At 39.3% G+C, this 22,983-nt stretch carries 25 protein-coding genes; 5 read left to right on the forward strand and 20 right to left on the reverse strand.

Annotation, left to right across the window (positions count from 1 at the left end; translation table 11 throughout):
* The 6 genes from KH943_RS01860 to corC all read right to left on the reverse strand — a co-directional run.
* Positions 1-426 (reverse strand): HvfX family Cu-binding RiPP maturation protein (locus KH943_RS01860; RefSeq protein ID WP_304106854.1); only part of this gene is annotated, 426 nt, incomplete at its 3' end.
* Positions 427-648: 222 nt separating this feature from the next.
* Complete coding sequence (ycaO, locus tag KH943_RS01865; RefSeq protein ID WP_304106791.1) at positions 649-2,412, reverse strand: 30S ribosomal protein S12 methylthiotransferase accessory factor YcaO; 1,764 nt, start codon at positions 2,410-2,412, stop codon at positions 649-651.
* Between the two features lie 194 nt (positions 2,413-2,606).
* The gene (gene lysS, locus KH943_RS01870; protein WP_304106792.1) at positions 2,607-4,109 is read right to left on the reverse strand and encodes a lysine--tRNA ligase; all 1,503 of its coding nucleotides are present in this window, start codon (positions 4,107-4,109) and stop codon (positions 2,607-2,609) included.
* A 124-nt stretch (positions 4,110-4,233) separates the two neighbouring features.
* Entirely contained in the window at positions 4,234-5,709 is a 1,476-nt protein-coding gene (gene rng, locus KH943_RS01875) for a ribonuclease G (RefSeq protein WP_304106794.1), read from the reverse strand.
* 167 nt (positions 5,710-5,876) lie between these two features.
* Complete coding sequence (gene rnhA / locus KH943_RS01880; RefSeq protein WP_304106857.1) at positions 5,877-6,338, reverse strand: ribonuclease HI; 462 nt, start codon at positions 6,336-6,338, stop codon at positions 5,877-5,879.
* Between the two features lie 43 nt (positions 6,339-6,381).
* Complete coding sequence (corC, locus tag KH943_RS01885) at positions 6,382-7,272, reverse strand: CNNM family magnesium/cobalt transport protein CorC (protein WP_304106797.1); 891 nt, start codon at positions 7,270-7,272, stop codon at positions 6,382-6,384.
* Positions 7,273-7,408: 136 nt separating this feature from the next.
* Here corC and KH943_RS01890 point away from each other — a divergent pair, with 136 nt between their 5' ends.
* Positions 7,409-8,014 carry a DUF2057 family protein gene (locus KH943_RS01890; RefSeq protein ID WP_304106800.1) on the forward strand — a complete coding sequence of 202 codons (606 nt, stop codon included), beginning with the start codon at positions 7,409-7,411 and terminating at the stop codon, positions 8,012-8,014.
* A 24-nt stretch (positions 8,015-8,038) separates the two neighbouring features.
* Here the strand turns inward: KH943_RS01890 and modB are convergent, their stop codons facing one another.
* From modB to KH943_RS01920, 6 genes are all read right to left on the reverse strand, one after another.
* Positions 8,039-8,728 carry a molybdate ABC transporter permease subunit gene (gene modB / locus KH943_RS01895; protein ID WP_304106860.1) on the reverse strand — a complete coding sequence of 230 codons (690 nt, stop codon included), beginning with the start codon at positions 8,726-8,728 and terminating at the stop codon, positions 8,039-8,041.
* 80 nt (positions 8,729-8,808) lie between these two features.
* Positions 8,809-9,567: a molybdate ABC transporter substrate-binding protein gene (modA, locus tag KH943_RS01900; RefSeq protein ID WP_304106802.1), complete on the reverse strand. Its 759-nt coding sequence runs from the start codon at positions 9,565-9,567 to the stop codon at positions 8,809-8,811.
* A gap of 93 nt (positions 9,568-9,660) precedes the next feature.
* Positions 9,661-10,422 carry an ABC transporter permease gene (locus KH943_RS01905; protein ID WP_111353430.1) on the reverse strand — a complete coding sequence of 254 codons (762 nt, stop codon included), beginning with the start codon at positions 10,420-10,422 and terminating at the stop codon, positions 9,661-9,663.
* A 1-nt stretch (position 10,423) separates the two neighbouring features.
* Positions 10,424-11,332 carry an ABC transporter ATP-binding protein gene (locus KH943_RS01910; RefSeq protein ID WP_304106808.1) on the reverse strand — a complete coding sequence of 303 codons (909 nt, stop codon included), beginning with the start codon at positions 11,330-11,332 and terminating at the stop codon, positions 10,424-10,426.
* 44 nt (positions 11,333-11,376) lie between these two features.
* Positions 11,377-12,123 carry a carbonate dehydratase gene (gene can / locus KH943_RS01915; protein WP_304106810.1) on the reverse strand — a complete coding sequence of 249 codons (747 nt, stop codon included), beginning with the start codon at positions 12,121-12,123 and terminating at the stop codon, positions 11,377-11,379.
* Positions 12,124-12,144: 21 nt separating this feature from the next.
* Positions 12,145-12,720, reverse strand: coding sequence for a DUF1439 domain-containing protein (locus tag KH943_RS01920; protein WP_304106813.1), 576 nt, complete (start codon positions 12,718-12,720; stop codon positions 12,145-12,147).
* A 103-nt stretch (positions 12,721-12,823) separates the two neighbouring features.
* On the opposite strand from KH943_RS01920, the gene KH943_RS01925 reads away from it, so the two are divergent.
* The 4 genes from KH943_RS01925 (at position 12,824) to KH943_RS10125 (ending at position 15,415) form a co-directional block, all read left to right on the forward strand.
* On the forward strand, positions 12,824-12,958 hold the full coding sequence (locus tag KH943_RS01925; RefSeq protein WP_304106815.1) for a hypothetical protein: 135 nt from the start codon (positions 12,824-12,826) through the stop codon (positions 12,956-12,958).
* Between the two features lie 63 nt (positions 12,959-13,021).
* Complete coding sequence (gene tgt, locus KH943_RS01930; RefSeq protein ID WP_304106817.1) at positions 13,022-14,164, forward strand: tRNA guanosine(34) transglycosylase Tgt; 1,143 nt, start codon at positions 13,022-13,024, stop codon at positions 14,162-14,164.
* Between the two features lie 46 nt (positions 14,165-14,210).
* On the forward strand, positions 14,211-14,723 hold the full coding sequence (locus tag KH943_RS01935) for a hemerythrin domain-containing protein (RefSeq protein WP_304106820.1): 513 nt from the start codon (positions 14,211-14,213) through the stop codon (positions 14,721-14,723).
* Between the two features lie 470 nt (positions 14,724-15,193).
* The gene (locus KH943_RS10125; RefSeq protein ID WP_368493486.1) at positions 15,194-15,415 is read left to right on the forward strand and encodes a sulfurtransferase TusA family protein; all 222 of its coding nucleotides are present in this window, start codon (positions 15,194-15,196) and stop codon (positions 15,413-15,415) included.
* A gap of 160 nt (positions 15,416-15,575) precedes the next feature.
* Here KH943_RS10125 and KH943_RS01940 read toward each other — a convergent pair whose 3' ends face one another.
* From KH943_RS01940 to yhbY, 8 genes are all read right to left on the reverse strand, one after another.
* Complete coding sequence (locus KH943_RS01940) at positions 15,576-16,787, reverse strand: heme biosynthesis protein HemY (protein ID WP_304106823.1); 1,212 nt, start codon at positions 16,785-16,787, stop codon at positions 15,576-15,578.
* A 9-nt stretch (positions 16,788-16,796) separates the two neighbouring features.
* Complete coding sequence (locus KH943_RS01945; protein WP_304106826.1) at positions 16,797-18,110, reverse strand: uroporphyrinogen-III C-methyltransferase; 1,314 nt, start codon at positions 18,108-18,110, stop codon at positions 16,797-16,799.
* Positions 18,111-18,139: 29 nt separating this feature from the next.
* Positions 18,140-18,895, reverse strand: a complete 756-nt coding sequence (locus KH943_RS01950; RefSeq protein ID WP_304106830.1) for a uroporphyrinogen-III synthase — start codon at positions 18,893-18,895, stop codon at positions 18,140-18,142.
* A gap of 3 nt (positions 18,896-18,898) precedes the next feature.
* Entirely contained in the window at positions 18,899-19,825 is a 927-nt protein-coding gene (hemC, locus tag KH943_RS01955; protein WP_304106833.1) for a hydroxymethylbilane synthase, read from the reverse strand.
* Positions 19,826-19,883: 58 nt separating this feature from the next.
* A complete protein-coding gene (gloB, locus tag KH943_RS01960; RefSeq protein WP_304106836.1) occupies positions 19,884-20,591 on the reverse strand; it encodes a hydroxyacylglutathione hydrolase in 708 nt (235 codons plus the stop codon).
* 271 nt (positions 20,592-20,862) lie between these two features.
* A complete protein-coding gene (gene nagK, locus KH943_RS01965) occupies positions 20,863-21,780 on the reverse strand; it encodes an N-acetylglucosamine kinase (protein ID WP_304106839.1) in 918 nt (305 codons plus the stop codon).
* 2 nt (positions 21,781-21,782) lie between these two features.
* Positions 21,783-22,511 (reverse strand): phosphatase PAP2 family protein, encoded by a 729-nt coding sequence (locus tag KH943_RS01970; protein WP_304106841.1) that lies wholly within the window; start codon positions 22,509-22,511, stop codon positions 21,783-21,785.
* A 64-nt stretch (positions 22,512-22,575) separates the two neighbouring features.
* The gene (yhbY, locus tag KH943_RS01975; RefSeq protein ID WP_111313521.1) at positions 22,576-22,884 is read right to left on the reverse strand and encodes a ribosome assembly RNA-binding protein YhbY; all 309 of its coding nucleotides are present in this window, start codon (positions 22,882-22,884) and stop codon (positions 22,576-22,578) included.
* Positions 22,885-22,983: the final 99 nt, after the last annotated feature.

The raw sequence follows: 22,983 nt of genomic DNA on the forward strand, positions 1-22,983 counted from the left end.
CCAGCTTTTAGTTGGATAAACCTTCTTAATAAGCGTGTCTAAAGAGAGTTTCCCTGCTCCCTGCGTAATTAAGATTAATAAAGTTACCACATAAATTAAAGGCAATTTATAACCGTTATCACAAACGTTATAACCTGAATCAGCGTGAATACTATACCACGCAACAGAGATTAAAATCGTTAAACCTAATGCACTAAAACGAGTTAGTACCCCGAATATTAGCAAGAAGGGGAGAATTAATTCTGACCCCATTGCAACGTGCCAATTAATATCAGCTGGAATAAGATTAAACGGAAAAGGAAAACGATCTTGTATTTCAGTAAACCAATTTTGACCATTCCATTTTTCTAAACCTGCCTCTAAAAATTCCCACGCAAGAAAAAAGCGTAAAATCAATAAACTCACGCCGCTGCTGATACCTTGCATCTTACAATCTTTCATCTTTTCCCTCTTATTGATTACCTATTTTATGAAATTATTTAGTTCATTATGCTAGGAAATGTTTCCCAGTTATTCTATTAGTCGGAGATGAGCCTTTTTTCTTACACTTTTTTTTCAAAAAAATCGAAAATATTATTTTTTGCAAAAATGCAGATAACATTAAGGGCAAAGATTCTAATGATCTTCGCCCCTTTTATCTTTTAATAATTAACGTGTAATTGGAGTGATTTTTGCACGCTGTAATTTGCGATAAGCATCCAAGAGTTTTTGGTGAGCTGGCATATTTTCTAAAGCTTCAACAGAAGCAGTTAAGCCATAAAAAGGATTACCACCATTTGCAGAATTCCACGCAAATTCGACCGCTTGTTTACCGTACATTTTCTCAAAAACTGCACGATATTGTTCAGGCTTGCGGTTTTCATCGAGGAATAATTCGATAGTTTGAATTAAGCAGCGGTAGTAGTTATTGCGTTCTGCAGTGAAGACGGAAGCGTTCATATTTGCCGTCCAGTTCGCCCAATCTAACGCTTGTTCTAAATTGCCTAGAGCTAAGTGAAGCATGGATTTTAGCTCGCCAATACGTAAGGTTTGTATTGCTGACCCTTTCTCGGCAACGATACCGATAAACTCACGGACACGGGTTAAATCGTCGATGCCTTGTTCATCTAATTCGTCCAATAATTCTTGGTACGTTTCCGCATCGTGGTGGAAATGCGGTAGATCAAGCAAGATTTCACGCCAATCCATCCCCATATTGTTGTTGGCATAAATTAAATCATCGCTTGGATAGATGTTCGACATACCAGGAGCAAGGATACGGCAAGCGTAAACGCCTAAATGCTCATAATCCATAATGTAAACAGGCTGTTCGTATTTGTTGAAGATTGCCATTAAATTATGGAATTCTTGCTCGGTTGTGCCTGAGAAATCCCAGTGAACGAACGGGTAGTCCGCCTCTTTTTTGAAAAGATCCCACGAAATTAGACCGCTTGAGTCGATGAAATGGGTTTCAAGGTTAGCGTGATCGGCAACATCTTCATTATTGAAAGAAGGTGGTGAGAATACGTCTAAATCTTTTAAGCTACGACCTTGTAAAAGCTCAGTTACGGTGCGCTCGAATGCTACTTGGAAATTCGGATGTGCACCGAATGAAGCGAAGCAAGTGCCGTTTTGCGGATTAAGCAAAATCACGCAAATCACAGGGAATTCTCCGCCGAGTGAGGCATCGTAGCAAAGGATTGGGAAGCCTTCTTGCTCTAATTTTTCAATGGAGGCTTTAATGGTTGGATAGCCGTCGATCACCAATTGAGGAATTTCAGGCAAGCTGATCGCTTCTGCGATAATGCGGTTTTTCACAAAACGCTCGAACACTTCAGATAAGCCTTGCACACGGGCTTCGTTTTTAGTGTTACCTGCCGACATCCCGTTTGAGACAAACAAGTTGCCGATAATGCTTTGTGGAATGTAAACCGTTTGGTTGTCCGATTGGCGAACGTAAGGCAAAGCCACAATGCCGCGATCGTAGTTACCTGATTGTAAATCGACTAACAGTTCTGGCGTGAGTTCGCCATTCGGGTCAAAATATTCCCATAAGAAATCGTCCATCATCTCCATTGATGGCACAGCTTCATCTTCAATCGGAAACCATTTTTCAGATGGATAATGCACAAAATCGCCGTTTGCTATCTCTTGCCCTAAATAAAAATCAGCCCAGAAATAATTGGTCGATAAACGCTCAAAATACTCACCTAAAGCTGACGCTAATGCAGCTTTTTTGCTCGCCCCTTTACCATTTGAGAAGCATTGCGGGCAGTCCGCATCACGAATATGCACCGACCAGACAGTTGGCACAGGGTTTAACCAAGAGGCTTCTTCAATGTTAAAGCCAAGGTTTTTTAGTTTGTGTTGGAAGGTAGAGATACTCTCTTCAAGGGCTGCATCTTTACCTGTAATAAAAGTTTGTTCAGACATAAAGTACCTTATCAAATGTCATTTAAACTACATTTTTTCAAGTTTTACTATTTTCACAATTAGAGAAATCATGGACTAAAGCCCGTGATTTTTATCAAATTTTTAACATGACATAAATTATAAATAAAGAAGTTACTAACATTTTCAGCGAAATATTAGTAACTTCTTGTAATATCTAAAAAAGATATAAATAATTATTTCTGACGCATCGCAGGGAATAAGATCACATCACGGATAGATGGTACATTTGCGAAAATCATCGCTAAACGGTCAATACCTAAGCCTTCGCCTGCTGTTGGTGGTAAACCGTGTTCAAGGGCTACCACGAAGTCATCATCAAAGAACATCGCTTCATCATCGCCTGCTTCTTTCGCAGCCACTTGTGCGTGGAAACGTTCTGCTTGGTCTTCTGCATCGTTTAATTCTGAGAAGCCGTTACCAATTTCACGTCCGCCAATGAATAATTCAAAGCGGTCAGTCACTTCAGGGTTTTCATCGTTGCGACGTGCAAGCGGTGAAATTTCCGCAGGATGTGCCATCAAGAAGGTTGGTTGAATCAATTGATGTTCTGCCACTTCTTCAAAAATGGCATTCACTACAGAACCTAAGCCCCAAGATTTTTGAATTTCAATGCCTAAACCTTTCGCGATTTCTACTGATTTTTCGAAATTGTCTAAATCTTCGCGTTTAATTCCGTTGCCGTATTTCACAATCGCATCGTGCATAGTGATACGCTCGAACGGTTTGCCGAAATCAAAGGTATATTCGCCGTAAGGTACGGTAGTTGTGCCAAGAATATCAATCGCTAATTTGCGTAATAATTCTTCGGTGTTGTCCATTAAATCGTGGTAGTCCGCATAAGCTTGGTAGTATTCAATCATTGTGAATTCTGGATTATGACGAACTGAAACGCCCTCGTTACGGAAGTTACGGTTTAATTCAAACACACGCTCAAATCCGCCTACGACAAGACGTTTTAAGTAAAGCTCTGGTGCGATACGTAAGTACATATCCACATCTAACGCATTATGGTGTGTAATAAATGGTTTCGCTGCCGCACCGCCTGGAATCACTTGTAACATTGGGGTTTCCACTTCGATAAAGTCTTTATCTAAGAAGAATTGACGAATACCTGAAACCACTTTTGAGCGAATAATAAATGCACGACGAGACTCCTCATTCGCGATTAAATCTAAATAACGTTGGCGGTAACGAATTTCTTGGTCAGTTAAGCCTTTGTGTTTGTTTGGTAGTGGGCGAAGAGATTTGGTTAAAAGCTGTAATTCGCTGGCACGCACGGTTAATTCACCTGTTTTAGTTTTGAACAGTGTACCTTTTACGCCGATAATATCACCTAAATCCAATAAGCTTACGGTGTTTTGGTATTCACCTTCAGGTAAATTATCGCGTGCCACATAGAGCTGAATCTGACCGCTCACATCTTGAATGGTAATAAAAGTTGCCTTACCCATCACACGACGTAACATTACACGCCCCGCAACCACCGCTGGAATCGCTTTTTCTTTTAGTGCTTCGCCATCAATATCGTTGTATTTTGCATGTAAATCTGCCGCTTTATCTTCACGACGGAAAGTGTTCGGGAACGGATTACCGCGTTCACGCAACTGCGATAATTTTTCACGACGAGCGATCATCTCGCCATTCAGATCTAATTCTGTATTTTCTACTTCAGACATTTTGTTACCTTTTGGGTTAAATTTTGGAAAAAACGCTCGAATTATAGCGGATTTTACTGGTATTTGGTAGGAAACAAGCGGTCAAAATTGGCAAAAGTTTTGCGAAATTTGACCGCTTGTAACTTTACATTACCACCACATCAAACTGATCTTGATGATAATAAGGCTCTAATTTGACCTCGACTTTCTTGCCAATAAAGGCTTCAAGTTCAGCAAGGGAGGCGTGGCTTTCTTCGTTGATTAAATATTCTGCTACTTCTTTAGAGGCATAAATTCGCACTTTATCGGTGTTAAATAAATGATGCACGCGGACAACCTCACGCAGAATTTCGTAGCATACGGTTTCTACGGTTTTAATTGTGCCTCGCCCTTTACAAGCTGGGCAATCGCAGCAGAGAATATGTTCAAGGCTTTCACGCGTGCGTTTACGGGTCATTTCCACTAAGCCAAGCTGAGTAAAGCCATTTACGTTAGTTTTCACACGGTCGCCTTTTAATGCCATCTCAAGTGATTCCAACACGCGTTTACGATGCTCTTCATCTTGCATATCAATAAAGTCGATAATGATGATGCCGCCTAAATTCCGTAATTGCAGTTGATGAGCAATGGCTTGCGTGGCTTCAATGTTCGTATTGAAAATGGTGTGAGCCAAATTACGTGAACCAACGAAAGCACCCGTGTTGATGTCTATCGTAGTCATCGCTTCAGTCTGCTCAATAATTAAATAGCCACCTGATTTCAGATTCACTCGTTTATCTAAAGCACGTTGAATGGCTTCTTCAACGCCATAGGCGTCGAATAACGTTTGCGTGCCAGAATAAAGACTGACGCTGTCTGTGAGCTCGGGCATAAATTCTGATAAGAATTCTTTTACTTGCTCGTAGGTGGTTTTAGAGTCGATTTTAATTGAGCAAATATGTGTGCCAACAAAATCTCGCAATACGCGTTGCGCTAATGCCAACTCACCATAAAGCATTGATTTAGTTGGGTATTTTCCTTTACGCTCTAACACTTTTCGCCATAAACGTTTTAAAAAAGCGGCATCTTGCTCAAGGCTTTCTTCCTTCACATCTTCCGCTGCGGTGCGAACAATAAAGCCGCCTAATTCATCACAATAGGGCTCGACAAGAGCTTTTAAACGGTTTCGTTCTGCTTCGCTTTCAATACGTTGCGAAACGCCTACGTGGCTATTTTCAGGCATAAAGACCAAATAGCGAGAAGGCAAGGTAATATCAGTAGTTAAGCGAGCCCCTTTTGTGCCAAGCGGATCTTTTACGACTTGCACCACAATATCTTGCCCTTCACGTACTAATTCACTGATGTTTTTTACCACAAATTGTTTTTTTTCATTTTCGTCTACGCATTCGGTGTGCGAAACAATATCAGAAGCGTGTAAAAATGCAGCTTTTTCTAAACCAATATCCACAAAAGCCGATTGCATCCCTGGTAATACACGGGTGACTCTCCCTTTGTAAATATTGCCGACAATCCCACGTTTTGCCTCACGCTCAATATGAAGCTCTTTTAAAATCCCGTTTTCGACCAATGCTACCCGAGTTTCACTTGGGGTCACATTGACCAATAATTCAGCACCACTCATTTTGTTATTCCTTGAAATTTGATTGTGGCAAGTTTAACACTTTACAAAAGGGCTGTAAAAATTAACCGCTTGAGCATGATAGAGATACATTTAATATGTAATGAAATGTTATTCAAGATGATTTTCGAAAATGGAAGAGGTATGTCATTTGTATATATAGAGTGAATTTAGGCTGCATCATACCCTTTATCTTCAAGTGTTGGATTTTTTGCGCCTTGCTTTGCCAATTCATCGCAAATTTCATTTTCACGATGCCCAGAATGTCCTTTTACCCATCTCCATTCAATTTGATGACGATGAATTTCTTGGTCTAAAGCCATCCATAAATCTTTGTTTTTGACTGGTTTTTTATCACTCGTTTTCCAGTCGTTTTTTTTCCAATTGAAAATCCATTTTTGTATGCCGTTTTTCATATATTGGCTATCAGAATTGAGATTAACTATACAAGGTTCTTTAAGCATAGATAACGCTTCAATAACAGCTCGTAATTCCATACGATTGTTAGTGGTTTGAAAATAGCCCTTACTTAAGGTTTTTTCATGTTGGTTATAGCGTAATAAAATGCCAATACCACCTTTCCCTGGATTACCTAAACAAGAGCCATCAGTAAAAATTTCAACTTTTTTCATTTTTTTGTTATTCATTAATACTGCTATCAAAGTAAGAAAATATTTATTCTTCAACAATAATTTTGTGTTGTTCCATCCTTTCTAATTGCTCATCTGAAACTGTCACACGCAATTGAATCAAACGACGGTTATCTGCAGAAGTAACTTTCACATCCATCTGCTCAAACTCAATTTGCTCACCACGTTGCGGCAAGTGTCCAAAAGCTTGCATCACTAAACCACCGAAGGTATCAACCTCTTCATCAGTCAATTCGGTGGCGAAAAATTCATTGAATTTTTCAATATCCGTTAAAGCAGAAACAGCATAAGTATGGAGAGAAAGTTGGCGGATTGGCTCAACTTCTTCTTCATCGAATTCATCTTCAATATCGCCCACAATTTGCTCTAAAATATCCTCAATGGTAACCAAGCCAGACATTGCACCAAATTCATCAACCACTAATGCCATATGGAAACGTTCAGAGCGGAACTCTTTCAACATTCGATCTACGCGTTTACTCTCTGGCACAATCACCGCAGGGCGAAGGATAGCTTCCATATTAAATTCTTCGGCATCCGAACGCAGATATTTCAGTAAATCTTTAGCAAGCAAAATGCCCTGAATGCTATCTTTGCCGTCATCTAAAATTACAGGGAAACGCGAGTGGGCAGATTCAATAATAATATCCACACAGGCTTCAAGTGGTATTTTGGAATCAATCGAAATAATTTGCGGACGGGGGATCATAATATCACGCACACGAAGTTCGGAGATTTCCATCACCCCCTCAATCATCTCTTTAGTATCACTGTCGATCAGCTCGTTTTCTACCGAATCGCGGATCACTTCCACCAAATCTTCGCGATTTTTGGGCTCTGTTTGAAAAATGCCTAAAAACGACTGAATTAAATTCTTTTTTTCTGTTGGGCCGTAGTTCTGGTGTTCATCACTCATAATTATTCCTGTTGTAAAATTGTGGGATTTTCCCACAAATAATTTATTTTGATAATAAAATTATTCCTATTTTATTTGATTTAGCATAGCATAGGTGCGATTTTTTTTAAATATTCTCTCCCAATAAGGATACATAATGAAATTAGCAAAATTAATGATGATAACGACCGCTTGTTTAGCAAATACGATTGCTATTGCGGGTAGTTTGAAAATTCCAGATAGTGTAGAAATATTAGCATTAGATGGAAAATCAGTGAAACGTTGGGAAGAGGTAAAAATTAATGATGTTAAAACCCACCAAGTGGTTGTCAGCATAGGCGATATCGTTGAAGGAAAATATTTTTCTTTAAATCCAATGATATTAACTTTTGAAGGATCAACCGAAGATCTAGTATTAAGCGTTCCGTCTTTCCGCTCATTATATGATGTCAATAAATTTAAAGCCAATCCAACTTTTAAAATCCAAACTGTCTCAGGTAAAGACATTTCATTTAAACAAGATATATTAAAGGGTGAAGGCTTTGCCCCCAATAGTCGCATTGAAGATAACCTTGCAAAATATAACGCAAGCAAAGGGGAAGCTGCTGTTCCTGCTTTTGTGAATACAACTTTTGCAGCGAAAGGTCAAATTGTGGTAGAAGCCCAAAATATTAGAGAAGAGCAACTCCAACTACTCTTCTCTAAAGCAGATAAAGAAACACAAAAACGTTTTTTAGCATGGGCTAAAGAGAATGCTAAATAATTGCTTATAAAAATACTATTATTCCTACTTCGCATACCGCTTTTGTCTTTCTGCTAACCACTCTGATGCGGAAAGGGTGATTAAAGAAATTACAATCGCAACAGCACAAAGGCGGGCTGCGGCGAGTTCTCCATCAGGCGTTTCGATAAAGGTGAAAAGAGCGGCTGGAATCGTTTGGGTTTGATTTGGAATGTTCGATACGAAAGTGATAGTCGCCCCAAATTCTCCAAGCGAACGGGCAAAACCTAATACCGCCCCTGCGATAATGCCTGAAAATGAGAGTGGAAGATTAAGCGTAAAAAAGACTTTAAATGGGCTTGCACCTAATGTTCTAGCTGCTTGTTCAAGTTTAGGATCAATTGCATCAAAGGCTTGTTTGATAGAACGCACCATCAGTGGAAAAGCCATCACCGCAGAGGCTAATACCGCACCTCGCCAAGAAAAACTAAAAGAAAAACCAAACCACTCCCACAAATATTGCCCAATCGCCCCACGTTTTGCCATCACAATAAGCAAGAGATAGCCAATCACCACAGGGGGTAAAACAAGCGGTAGATGCACAATACCATTTAGCAATTGCTTGCCCCAGAATTGTTTGCGTGAAAGTATCCAAGCAATAAAAATAGCAACAGGTAGAGCAAAAAGAATCGCAATCGTGGCGACTTTAAGGCTCAAATAAATGGCATTGAGTTCGGGTTGAGAAAAGAAAAACATAGACAGTTTCGGTTGTTGCCGAGGGTATAAATACCCTCGGTTAGACATAATTCAACCTCATTGGGGTTGTAAGTTACAAATTATTGTACTGGATAAAAGCCAGCTTCTTTAAATTTCGCTTGAGCTGCAGGTGTTTTTAAGAAATCGAGGAATTTTTTCGCTTCCGCTTTATCACTTACTGTTGCAGCAGGGTAAACCACTTCGCCATAACTTTCATTTGGGAATGTTGCCACGATTTTCACTTTAGTTGCAGAGACTTTCGCATCGGTTGCATAAACAATCCCTAATGGAGCCTCATTGCGTTCTACATAAGATAACGCATCACGCACATTTTTTGCTCGAACTAACTTGCTTTCTAAGCCATCCCAGAGTTTGTAATATTCCAGTGCTTTTTTTGCATATTTGCCCGCAGGTACGTGTGATGGATCGCCTACCGATAAATACCCCCCTGCTAATTCCTTGTTAAAATCGATCGCTTGAATGCTTTTTGCTTTGATTTTACTTTCAATCGGTACAATCAACACAAGGTCGTTTTTCACTAAATTATGTACATTTTGGGTTTTTGCAGGTTGTTTTTCTTTAACGTAATCCATCCATTTTGTATCAGCTGAAATAAATACATCCGCTGGGGCGTCTTGTTCAATTTGTTTTGCAAGCACAGAAGAAGAGGCAAACGAGAATGTAACTTTATCTTGCGGGTTGGCTTTTTCAAAATCTTTGTTGATTTCTTGAAGCACGTTAGTCATTGAGGCAGCAGCAAAAACGGTAATATCTTGTGCAAAGCTAGCGGCAGAGAAAAGAGAAAGAGCACTTACAAAGCAGAGTTTTTTGAATTTCATTTTAGGTTCCTTTTGAGATGAGCACGAGAGCAACAAGCGGTAGAATTTTTCCTAATTTTAGCAAAACTCTCGTGCAATCCGTGGCAAAGAAAATTAGGAACGTAATCCTACACCTTTCTCAATCAGTGAAAAGGCAAACCAGTATAACATAATACATAACGATCCCAATACCAAAAATGTGTAAAAAATGGGCATATCACTGATACCTAAAAATCCATAACGGAAACCATTGATCATATATACAATGGGGTTGAACTTGGACACTGCTTGCCAGAAATCAGGCAGTAATGAGATCGAATAAAACACACCACCCAAGTATGTAAGTGGTGTTAAAACGAAAGTGGGGATTAAACCTACATCGTCAAATGTTTTCGCATACACCGCATTGATTAGCCCACCTAGTGCGAAACTAATCGTTGTCAGTAAAAGCGTTGAAAAAATCATCAACCAAGAGTGGATATCAAAGGTGATAAACAACAAAGCAACCAGCATTACCAAAATGCCAGCCAGCCCACCGCGAACAACACTGCCTACGACATAACCCCAAATAATGTTATGCGTTGAAAGAGGGGAAATGAGCATCTCTTCATAAGTTTTGGTAAATTTGCTCAAGAAAAATGATGAGGCGGAATTGACATAAGAGGCTGTGATTGCGGTCATCATCACAAGTCCAGGAGCAATAAACTGCATATAGCTTACCCCGTGCATATCACCAATACGTCCACCAATTAATTGCCCGAAAATCAAGAAGTAGAGCGTGGTAGTAATAACCGGTGGCACGAGTGTCTGTCTCCAAATGCGAATAACGCGTTTGCTCTCTTTAGTTGCGAGCGTAAAAAATCCAGTTAAATTCATATTAATTAGCCATTTTGAGGAAAAGTTCTTCCAAGCGGTTTGATTTATTTCGCATACTTAATACTTCCACATTTTGTGTGGTTAGCTGCGTAAACAAATTGGTTAAGCCTTGAGCACGCTGTACTTCCACTTCTAGCGTGTTTTCATCCAATAATTTATGCGGATAATGCTCAATCACAAGCGGCCTATTTTGAGGCATATTTTGCAAATCAAGTACGAAAATTTCAGTTTCTAATTTTGCCAGTAAAGACTTAATTGATGTATTTTCAATCAATTTTCCGTGCTGAATAATACCTATATTTCGACAGAGGTTTTCCGCTTCTTCAAGATAGTGCGTGGTAAGAATAATAGTAGTGCCTTGTTGATTAAGTTCCCGCAAAAAATCCCACAGCGAACGACGAAGCTCAATATCCACGCCCGCAGTAGGTTCATCTAAAATCAGCAATTTTGGGTTATGCATTAAAGCCCGAGCAATCATTACCCGACGTTTCATCCCACCCGACAATTCGCGAATTAAATGCGTACGTTTTTCCCATAAATCCAATTTTTTCAGCCACATTTCTGCACGTGCTTTGGCTTCTTTTAATGGAATGCCATAAAATCCCGCTTGCTGTGTGAGCACATCCACCACTTTCTCAAATTGATTGAAGTTGAACTCTTGCGGCACTAAACCGATTTGCTGTTTGAGCTGTGTTTTTTGGGTATCTAAATCATAGCCGAAGACTTTTACCGAACCACTGGTTTTATTCACGAGTGAACTAATAATGCCAATGGTCGTTGATTTACCCGCCCCATTATGTCCAAGCAAGGCATAAAAATCGCCCTGCTCGACGGTAAGATCAATGCCCTTTACCGCTTGAACTCCCGTAGCATAGGTTTTGATAAGATTTTTGATTTCTAATGCGTACATAAGATAAGTTATTGATTGAAATATTTTAAATTATTCATCTGGAATCATTCACTTACAGTTTGTGCTGCTATACTTTCTTCCTGTTTCTGAATTTCCTGTTCTATTTCTTTTTCATAGGCGGTTTTTTCAGCAAGTTCATTGGCTTCTGCGATCAATTTTGCGATGGCATTGCGATAAGTTATTTCTAACGTTTCACGGCTGGTTGCCATTACCCCTTGGTCGATTAAAAAGCCATCGTTCACATCATAGACCCAGCCATGAAGAGAGAGCTCTTTGCCTTTATCCCAAGCGGTGCGAATGATAGAGCTACAACCTAAGTTGTAAACCTGTTCCGCAACATTTAAGCGGGTCAACATATTAGCTCGATGTTCAGGCGACAACTTACCAAGCATATGCCCGTGCTTAAACCAAAGATCGCGAATGTGAAGCAACCAGTTGCTGATTAAACCGAGATCTTGCACCGTGCCCATTGCAGCTTTAATGCCTCCGCAGTTGGTATGTCCACAAATAATAATGTGCTTGATGTTTAATACATCCACGGCATATTGCACCACAGAAAGGCAGTTAAGATCGGTGTGGATTACCATATTTGCCACATTACGATGGACAAATAACTCACCAGGCCCAAGCCCTGTTAATTTTTCAGCAGGTACTCGGCTATCTGAACAGCCAATCCAGAGATAAGTTGGATTTTGGTGTTCTGTAAGCTCTTTAAAATAATCAGATTGCTCATCTTTCATTTTAGTTGCCCAAGCGTGATTATTGGCAAACAATTGTTCAATCGTTTTCATTTTTTCTCCTTTTATTTAGGGTTAGAAAAGGCTGGTTTCTAAACGCAACATACCTTTTTCTACGATAATTGCCTTACCAAATTTTTTCACAAGCATCTCTTTGGTTTTAGTTTCATCTAACGTATAAACAGGCGAACGATTCAATAGATTCGTTAAACCATCAAAAAGCATAGGCAAGAAAAATTGTACGGTTTCTTGATATTTTTCTGGTGAAACTTCCCAACTAAGTAGACGAACATCTTTTAAGTAAATCGTTCCTTTTTCAGAATCAAAATAAGGTGTAGTGTCTAAATTTAGCTTAATTTTTGCCTCGTGCTTTTTGCCACGAGCAATCAACAAGCCATCCACGACACCTTGAATTTTGACTTTTTTCTCGCTGGTTTGACCAATTTGCGTGACTAAATCATGCAATTGGTAATCCAGTTGCATTAAACCTGGTATCCCCACACTATCGGCAAGCGGGATTTTTGCAGCAAGCTGTGTGCGTAGATAGTCGTTAATTTCTTTTTCCGAAATGCTGAGTAAATTAGCAGAAGCCACTGCTACTACGCCAATTGCAACCACGAAAAACGCCACGATCCTGTAAATAAATTTCATACTTTTTCCTTTCTGTTGGCTGTTTAAGGTAAAAACGGGTAAAATACACACTTTTTAGAATGACAGAAATATAGCAAGTTCTGCGAAATTAAGGAATTTTTAAATGAAAAAATTTGCAATTAGCCTGCTTTTAACAGGTTTATTAGCAAGCTGTAGCTTTTCTGGTGGTGCAAATGTCGGCGGTGGTTCAAATGGCGTAGGCGTTGGGCTTGGTATTGGCACAGGTATCCGTTTTTAGTCGCAAAATATTGGCGATTTTTGACCGCTTATAAAATAGACTGTTTCTCTATTAAGGATTTTTATGCAGTATGAATTAAAAAAGACCAACGGTAATGCTCGTCGTGGTCGCTTAACCTTCTCTCGCCCGAAAGGCGAATTTTACGTTGAAACCCCAGCTTTTATGCCTGTGGGTACTTACGGCACGGTAAAAGGGATGACTCCTGAAGAAGTGGCTGCTACAGGTGCACAAATTTTACTCGGCAATACCTTCCATTTATGGTTACGTCCTGGGCAAGAAATTATGAAAATGCACGGTGACCTACACGATTTTATGCAGTGGCATGGCCCGATTTTAACGGATTCGGGTGGTTTCCAAGTGTTCAGTTTGGGCAAATTACGTAAGATTAAAGAAGAGGGAGTAACTTTTCAAAACCCAATCAACGGGGAAAAAATCTTCCTTTCGCCTGAAAAATCAATGGAAATTCAGTACGATTTAGGTTCTGATATTGTGATGATTTTCGATGAATGTACGCCATATCCAGCTACTTTTGATTATGCAAAAAAATCAATGGAAATGTCGCTTCGTTGGGCAAAACGTAGTCGTGATCGCTTCGATGAATTAGAAAACCCGCGTGCGTTGTTTGGTATCGTGCAAGGTGGTACTTACGAAGAGTTACGTAAAATTTCTGCAGAAGGCTTGGTCAATATCGGCTTTGATGGTTATGCAGTAGGCGGTTTAGCGGTAGGCGAACCGAAAGAAGAGATGCACCGCATTTTAGAATTTACAACGCCATTATTGCCAGCAGATAAACCGCGCTACTTAATGGGCGTTGGCAAACCTGAAGATTTAGTAGAAGGTGTTCGCCGTGGGATCGATATGTTTGACTGCGTAATGCCAACTCGCAATGCACGCAACGGGCATTTATTTGTGAGTGATGGTGTGGTAAAAATCCGTAACGCAAAATACAAAAGTGACACTAGCCCGCTTGATCCTGAGTGCGATTGTTACACCTGTAAAAACTATACAAAAGCTTACCTTTATCACTTAGATAAATGCGGTGAAATTTTGGGCGCACGTTTAAACACTATTCACAATTTGCGTTACTATCAACGTTTAATGGCACAAATTCGCCAAGCGATTGAGGAAGATCGTTTTGATGATTTTGTGGTGGAGTTCTATGCCAAAATTGGTAAAGATGTGCCACCAATGCAAAAGACTGAATAACTGATTTATAGGGTGAGTTTTTCGCCCTTTTTAAAAGGAAAATACAATGCAACAATTCCAACCTCAACAATTTGCTACTTGGGCTGAACCAATTGAAATGCTCTATGCTTGCCACAGTAAAGTGAAACGCTTTTGCAAGCAGCTGGAAATTCTCCCTACTTATTTAACTCATCACGGTGTAAACCAAGCTGTTAAAAATGACGTGCAGCAAATCCTGAACTATTTCAATATTTCCGCTCCTTTACATCACGATGATGAAGAAAAAGATTTTTTCCCTGCTTTAGTTGAAGTTTATCCGCAAGCTCAAGAAAATATTGATAAATTAGAAAGCCAGCACGAAACGTTACACCAAAGTTGGGCAGATTTAGCAGTTCAATTAACCGAATTATTAGAAAATAAACGTAAGGAAATTGATGAGTTACTCATCAAGCGGTTTATTTCGGGCTATGATTTACATATTCCTCTGGAAGAACCATTATTTGAATTAGGTAAACAATATATTGCTCAAGATAAATTAACAGAAATGGGGAAAATTATGGCTAAACGCCGTAAAATCTAATTATTTAAATAAGGTAGAATAAAGAAATTATTAAAATATATCATATTAATTTCTTTAATGCTGTTAACAGCTTTTTCGTTTTCAGCTCCAAAATAAAATTCACCTGCAAAAATAATACATTTATAGCTGCTGACAATGCTATTGAAATTAATTTTAAGAGCATATAAAACAATTATTAATGCCAATGGGCAGGTGTTTTCCCAATTTACTTAGAAGTAATTAACAAAGGCTCAAAACCAATTTAGAATTAGGAGTCTCAATCCCACCTAATCAAGCAGTTTCAATTAATTTACAAATTCTATTTAGCAATGTTGATAACAAATTTAAACCTATTTTCTTAAATATAAAAGAAGAAATTAGAATCTATCAAATTGCTCGTATTATTGAGTTTAGTGATAAGAAAATTATTTCAGAGAAATAAATAAAATAACCGATTATTTTAATGTTAAGAGATTATTTTTTAATTTAAAATGCAAACTTATTCATTAGATCTAACTGGCTATCGTTGTCCAATGCCTTTATTGATGGCAAAACAGAATTTTGTAAACTGTAGCAGCCCCTCCCGATTTTGTTTATTGATAAATGAAGAAAGTCATAGTGATATAAAGCAACTATGTGAAAGTTTAACCATTGAAATTTTAGATGAGAATCGAGAAGATAAACAAGTTAAAATATGGGTAGAAATAAAATAGGCTAGAAGGATTATTTAAATATCTAAATCGTCATATTCAATAATCATAATAGATTATCAAAAAAGCGTAAAATTATATTTATAAAGGATTTTTTTAAATAAAAAGAGTTGGTAAAGATTATTAGAAATAATCAAAACCAACACTTTTGTCTATTATGCTTTTAGTCTTTAGGTTCAATATTTACGTTCTTCAAGTTAATTTGGCGGATTTTCTCAGCAAGTTCGGTGTCGCCTACTTGTTCAGCGACGTATAACGCCATAATTCGGTCGTTTGCGATGCATTCTTGGTGCTCTAACAAGTCTGCAAAATAACCTTTCGCACGACTGAAATCACCTTCACGGGAATAAATGTAGCCTAATGCTCTAGCGTAATCATCGGTGTAATGCACATCGGCTTTTGCCATTCGTTTCATCAATAATTTAATGAGTTTTGCCCCTTCATCAATTTGCAAGCGGGTTAATTGTTCGAATAAACCATCAAGTTGCTCATCTTCATATTTTTTGAGCGTTTCGAAGGCAAGCTCTTGGGCAGATTCGTGATCTTCACTATCGATTAAACGTTTAATCAATCCTACGCGTGCATAAACAGATTTACGACGGCGGCTAGGTTGCTCTTCCCACCAGCTGAGTAAGCCTTCCTGCCCTTTTTCGTTCATCACTTCATCGAGTAAGCCATCGTCTACGAAATGTTCAATAGCTTCATACTCTTCACAGGAAAGGAAACTGCGTTGTCCAATGCTTTCCAAGATTTTATCTAACGCTATATAGGCTTTCGAATCTTGGTAAATACGAATTGCTAAACGTAACACTTCCGTATTGTTTGAGGTAAGCTCTAATAAGCTATCAATGGCAGTACGTGCTGCAGGTAATTTACCTTGTTGCACGAGAATTTTCGCACGAGCCAATTCTACAGCGATATTATTTTCGCCTCCAATTTTACTTGCTTCTATTAAATATTTATTTGCTTCTAAATCGTCGCCACGTTGCTGTGCAGCTTCCGCAGCTTTGATTAAGTTAATGATAGGTTCATTCACATATTTTACATTTTTGCTGAACAATTTTTCGGCTTTCGAGTAATTGCCCTCACTCATTTGCATTAAACCTTCCAAAGTTTCTTGTTGAGCTCGTTTTTGTTTACGATAAAAAAACCAATCATACGAACCTTTGCTTAAGTGGCAAAATCGGCGAACAAGCCATTCAATGCCATAAACCAATGCCATTGCAGCCGCAAAGAAAAGTACTAAGGTGACAAGACTCATCTCGATAATTTTGGTATCAGTTTCAATACGCACATAACCTTGCTGCCCAGCCAGATAAGGACCTGCTACTAAAGCTGCAAGCACTAATAACATTAAAAAGAGAACACGAAACATAGCTCCTCCTTATTGTGCTTGAGCATCTTTAATAGATTGCTCATTTGATTTTTCAGCAGGCTTTTCGCTTACTTTTCCATCCGTTTTTGTTGTTTCTTGAGCAGGTTCAGCTTTAGCTTCTTCTATTTTTGAAGGCTCTACAAGCTCTTTTTCTTCCTTAATCTCAATCTTGTCTAATTGCACTGGCTCTTTTCTCAAGATGTTATTTAACACATTTAAACTCTGCAATTGTTCAGGCACATCAAGATAAATAGATTGTTCACTCAACTCATCTAACTCTTTGAGAAAGCTTTTCACGTTCTCATTTTGCGTATTGAAATAGCTACGAATCCAAGTGCTAACCGCTTCTAACGATTTATCGTAAAGTGCATTCTGCTGACGTGGAATTGCTAAAATGGCTAATTGTAAACGTAAGCGGATATTTTCACGCAAATAAACTTCTTGATTTGGTGCAATAAAACCTTTCTCGTCATTTTTATTTTTGTTGCTCACGCGGATGAAATGATCCAAGAAAGAATTTGCAGTTTTCTCAATATTTTGCTGCCAATCGTCAATTGAATCACTCACTTCACCCACATTTTGAGTGGTATTCACACTTTCATTTTCCAACATCGGTAAATCATCCAAGTTGTTTGCCAATGCTGTCAAACGTTGCATTAATCCATTTTGATCGACTTGATTAATACTTTTTAAATTATTGAGATCCTCTTTAATTGCTGTGCGAACTTGAGCCACTTGAGATAAATATTGGCTATTTGTCACTTTTGCTAACGCCACATCTGCTTCTTCTAACAGGTTTTGAACAGTGTCTACGTCGGTATCAATCTTGAGCTTACGCAATGCACTGTTTAATAAGAAATTCGCATCCGAAAGCAACCACGCACTTGAGTCCACTTGCGTTGAATTAGCTTGCTTAACTTGAGCTTGTAACGCAAGGATTTGGCTAGAGTAAGCTCCTTGCTCTTTTTCTAATTGAGCGATACGTTCTAAGGCTTTATCGTAACTGCCTGCAAGCTCATCTAATTGTGCTTTTTCTTTTGAAAAATCCACCTCTTGTATAGTATTCTCTACACTTGCTACTTTAGTTAAAGCCTGCAATTGTGTATTCACTTCAGCTAATTTTTCAGCACCGAAATAATACCCTGCACTACCAACAGCTAATGCAACTAATAAAGCTAATAAGCCGATTGCCGTGCCACTCTTTTTCACTACAACGCTTTCAGGCATCACGCCTGCAGAAGCTAAATTCTCTGCAAATTTTTCTGAAGATTCGACCGCTTGTGCTAGCGTTTCTTCTGAATTTGGCGTATTTTTTTCTGACATAATCACCTCTTTCCACGAAAACAAAGCTGTTATCGCTTATTGTTTACTAATACATCTAATAAAGTTTGATTATCTGCTTTTTGCGACACAATGATCTTATCACGTTTCCAGCCATATTGATTAGCTAAAGTCGCAATTCGCTCGCCCACTACTACAACTTGGCACTCAAATAGCCAAGATTGATCTTCACTAGCGGTCAGCTCTACTAAGGTCGCTAAAATCTCACCGCTTGTAATCACAATGGTATCAATGCCCGAACGTTTAGCAAGACTGATTTTCTCAGAAAGCTGTTCAGAAATCAGCACGCGACGATAACACTCCACATTCTGTACCATTGCTCCACGTTTTACCGCTTCTTGAGCCAATAATTCTCGTCCGCTATCCGCACGTAAAATCACCAGGTTTTTACCTTCAAGTGCTTGCATTTCTAGCAACTCTAACACGCCTTCGCTATTTTCAAAATGAATAGGAAATTTGACCGCTTGTTCTGATTTTTCAGCAAAATAACTGGCAGTTCGTATCCCAACAGAGAAATATTGCAGATCACGGCGGAATTTAAAACCTGTTTCAGCCAGCGTATTACACGCAAAATCAATCGCATTTTTCGACACAGCAAAGACATAATCGCCTGTATTCAGCTGTGAAAAAAGCGAAGGTAAAATTGGCAATTCTCGCCCCGCTTCTAGCGTAAAAAGCGGTTGATGCAAAGCGAAAATCTGCTGTTGGTTGAGTAACTCTACCAACTCTTGCCCACGTGCATCGGGGCGAGTCACTAATACATTCATAAATTATTCAGCATAAATTTCAGCCAGAATTTTATCCGCACCTTGTGCAAGTAGTTGCTCAGCGATTTTCACACCTAGCTGCTCTGCTTCACTTATTGGTGCTTTGCCTGTGGCTCGAATAATGCTCGAACCATCTAATGCACCAACTAAAGCATTCAAAGTAACTTCACCATTTTCAATGGTCGCAAAACCACCAATTGGCACTTGGCAACCACCTTGCAAGCGAGTGTTCATTGCACGTTCGGCCTTCACACAACAAGCGGTCGTTTCGTGGTTTAATTTTGCAAGGTAGTTCAATATGCGTTCATCATTGATGCGGGTCTCAATTCCCACCGCCCCTTGCCCCGCCGCAGGCAACGATTGCTCAACGGAGATAAAACTTTTGATGCGTTCAGGCATTCCTAAGCGGATTAAACCTGCCGAAGCTAAAATAATCGCATCATATTCTCCATTGTCTAACTTGCTTAAACGCGTCCCCACGTTACCACGCAATGATTTCACAGTTAAATGCGGATATTTCGCCATTAACTGACATTGGCGTCGTAGGCTTGAAGTCCCCACAACGGCTCCTGCTGGCAATTCGTCCAAATTCGCATAATGGTTAGAAACAAAGGCATCACGTGGATCCTCACGCTTACAAATCACCGCCAAGCCCAAACCTTCAGGGAAACTCATCGGCACATCTTTCATCGAATGCACAGCGATGTCTGCTCGATTTTCTAACAGTGCCAACTCCAGCTCTTTCACGAACAAGCCTTTACCGCCAATTTTTGCCAGTGGCGTATCTAAAATAATATCGCCTTTGGTCACCATTGTGACTAGTTCGACGCTTAATTCAGGGAAATATTTTTCTAATTCTGCTTTAACAAAATTCGCCTGCCAAAGTGCTAATGGACTCTGGCGAGTTGCAATACGTAGAGTGTCTTTCATTTTTTACATTATTTCGTATTATTTAAAGGTTAATCCTATCATTTTTTAGGAAAAATCACTAAAAATTATCTTTCTTCTGACGCAATTTGATAAATTCTTCCAAGGTTTCCGCCTGTAAAAACGGGTTAATCACCAACTCTTTTTCAAGCGTTGTCGGTAAAGTAGGGCGATGCTGTTCGCGTTTTATTGCGGCTAATTCTTGATATTCAAAGAACGCACAACTTGGCTGCATTACCGCTTCGGCAAATTTTAGATTGCTAACCGTATATTCGTGAGCGGGGAAAATTTCCACAAAAGTCGACAAGGCTTTAAAACGTTGTAGTGCATCAAATTCGGCTTGATAATCTCCTGTGAAAACTCGCCCACAACCTGCTGAGAATAATGCATCGCCACAGAAGAGATATTCGTTGCCAAACAGATAGCTAATGTGCTGTTCGGTGTGCCCTGCACTTTCAATCACGCGAACATCATAGCCAAACAATGTCAAATGCGTTTCGGGCTCAACAATCTCAGTTGTCCACTCTTGGCATTCAGCAGGTCCATACACAGGAATATTCGGATAATGTTGTTTGATTCCATTTACGCCGCCCACGTGATCGTGATGATGATGTGTAAGCAAAATCGCGGTTAAATTTAGCGAATGTTTTGCAAGATAATCTAATGCGGGTTTAGCTTCGGAAGGATCAACAATAATAGCTTGGTTCCCTTGGACAATAACCCAGATGTAGTTGTCCGATAGAGCGGGGATAGGGATAATGTTTAGCATATTTTTCCTTTTATATTTTACTCTCTTCGTTTTATCTTCTGCCAAATCTCCCCTCCCCCTCTTTGCTAAAGAGGGGAGATTCTTTAATAAATTGATAGTTGTTGGCTTATTTATATTCTCAATTTTTGCAATGTTGATGTTGGACGTGAAAATCTAATTTTGCTATAACAATCCCCTCTTTAGCAAAGAGGGGGAGGGGAGATTTGGCAGTAGCAATTAACGAAGAAATTAATCAACCAACCTCAACTTATTATTACCCTAGATCATATATTTATTTTAAGAACAACGCTGCTGCGCCACGTGTGCCGCCTGAGTCACCGTGGATCGCTTTTTTAATCACAGGCACTTTTGCCGTACGCATTAAGTGTGGTGGTAACGCTTTTGGTAGTGCTTCGTAAATGTAATCAAAGTTTGATAAGCCTCCGCCAAAGACGATCATATCAGGGTCTAAAATGGTAATTAAATTTCCGATTGAGATTGCCATCAATTCGATAAATTTCTCAACAAATGCCACCACTTTCGGCTCTTTTGCGTAGAAACGCTCAATAATTTCTTTCGCTTTTACTGTCTCTTTTTCTAAAGATTGGAACAGCAATTCAAAGCCACGACCTGACAGATAGGTATCTAAACAGGCACGATTGCCACAGCCGCAATCATAGATTGGTGCATGATCCCAACCAAGTAGTTTTAAAGCGTGGTAGTTTAATTGCATATGACCTACTTCTCCTGCCATACCGATATGACCAGAGTGAATTTTGCCATCAAATACTAAGCCACCGCCAAAGCCTGTACCAATAATTAAACCAAGCACGGTGGAGTATTGCTTGTTGTTTTCATCCCACGCTTCAGAAAGAGCAAAGCAGTTTGCATCGTTTTCGCCACGCACTTCACGCCCTAAGCGGTCACTTAAATCTTTTAAGATAGTTTTGCCATCGGCTACGCGAATATTAGTAATTTCACCCACGCCAGTTTCACGGTTTACAAAGCCTGGTAGCCCTAAGCCAACAGAGCCTTTTTCACCAAATTTTTCATCTGCATTACGCACTAATGTTTCGACAGTGTAAAGCCAATCTTCATAGTTTGTTTGCGGAGTTGGCACGCGTTCGCTATACAGTTTTTCTAATTTTTCATTGAAAGCCGCAAGCTCAATTTTTGTGCCGCCGATGTCTAAGCCGTAATAAACTGCCATAATTAACCTCGTTTTTTAAATAATGAAAATCTTTCAGCAAAAGGGATAATCCAAATAAAGAGGATGCAATGGAATACCCACGCAATCAGGGTGCTAATAAAGAGATCGATTGGGTAATGCATGCCAAAACGCAAACGGCTGATTAACATTAACGCTGCCCAAACCAATGCAAAACCTTGAGCAAAAACGACCGCTTGTGAACGTATTCCGATTAATAAGCCCGCAAAAAGGAGTAACCACGAAACCGCAAAAATCGTATGCCCTGATGGGAATGAATAGCCTGTTTCACTTTCACGATGTTTTACTACCAGCGGGAAATTGTGGTTTTGGTAATGTTGTGCGACTAATACCGCACGTTCATCACGTGAAAGTTCATAAAATTGCTCGGCTTGTGCCTCTCCGCCCATCATTTGTACAACATACGGGCGAGGCTCGGCAAAAGTATGTTTTGCTACGATTTTAATTGCTTGCGTACCAATCACAGAAGTAGCACAAATTGCCCCCACTAAAATCCAAGAGTAACGTTTTGCCGCTAATTTCATTAGCCATAACATAAACACAACGCAAGTAATCAAGGCATAAGGTGCTGAACCGCTTTCGGTTAAGAAATACATAAAGGTATCGAAGCCTGAAATTAAGTGAGCATCATTAACCCAATGCCAACCTGTTGCCCAGACAAAGAGCGGAATACAAAGCATTAAAGCAGTATAAAAAGAGAGTTTATTAACCATAATAGCGTTTAAAAAGAGAAAATGGGCATATGCCCTGATGACCTCAAAAGGCTGCCCATTTTAATTAAATTGATTTTGTTGCTTTTGGTAAAGTGATTTTTTTGTCATCACTTTGGCGATAAAGCACTAAAATATGACCGATCGTTTGCACGTTTACCGCGTTAGTTTCACGTACAATTGCATCAATAATGAGCTGTTTTACTTCACGATCTGCACCTGCGATTTTCACTTTGATCAACTCGTGATGATTTAATGCGTTATCAATTTCAGCTAAAACGCCTTCAGTTAAACCGTTGCCACCCAGCATAACCACAGGACTTAAATGGTGGGCTAAGCCTTTTAAAAATTGTCTTTGTTTTGTTGTTAAATTCATTTTGTTCTATTCCGAAAAAGGGTAAAAAACTGGCGTAGAAAATAGCACAAAAGCGAAGTTTTTTAAAGTCAAAGCCGAAAAAAGATAAGTAAAGATGGA

It is taken from the genome of Haemophilus parahaemolyticus, assembly GCF_018373095.1.
Taxonomy (GTDB): Bacteria; Pseudomonadota; Gammaproteobacteria; order Enterobacterales; family Pasteurellaceae; genus Haemophilus_A; species Haemophilus_A parahaemolyticus_A.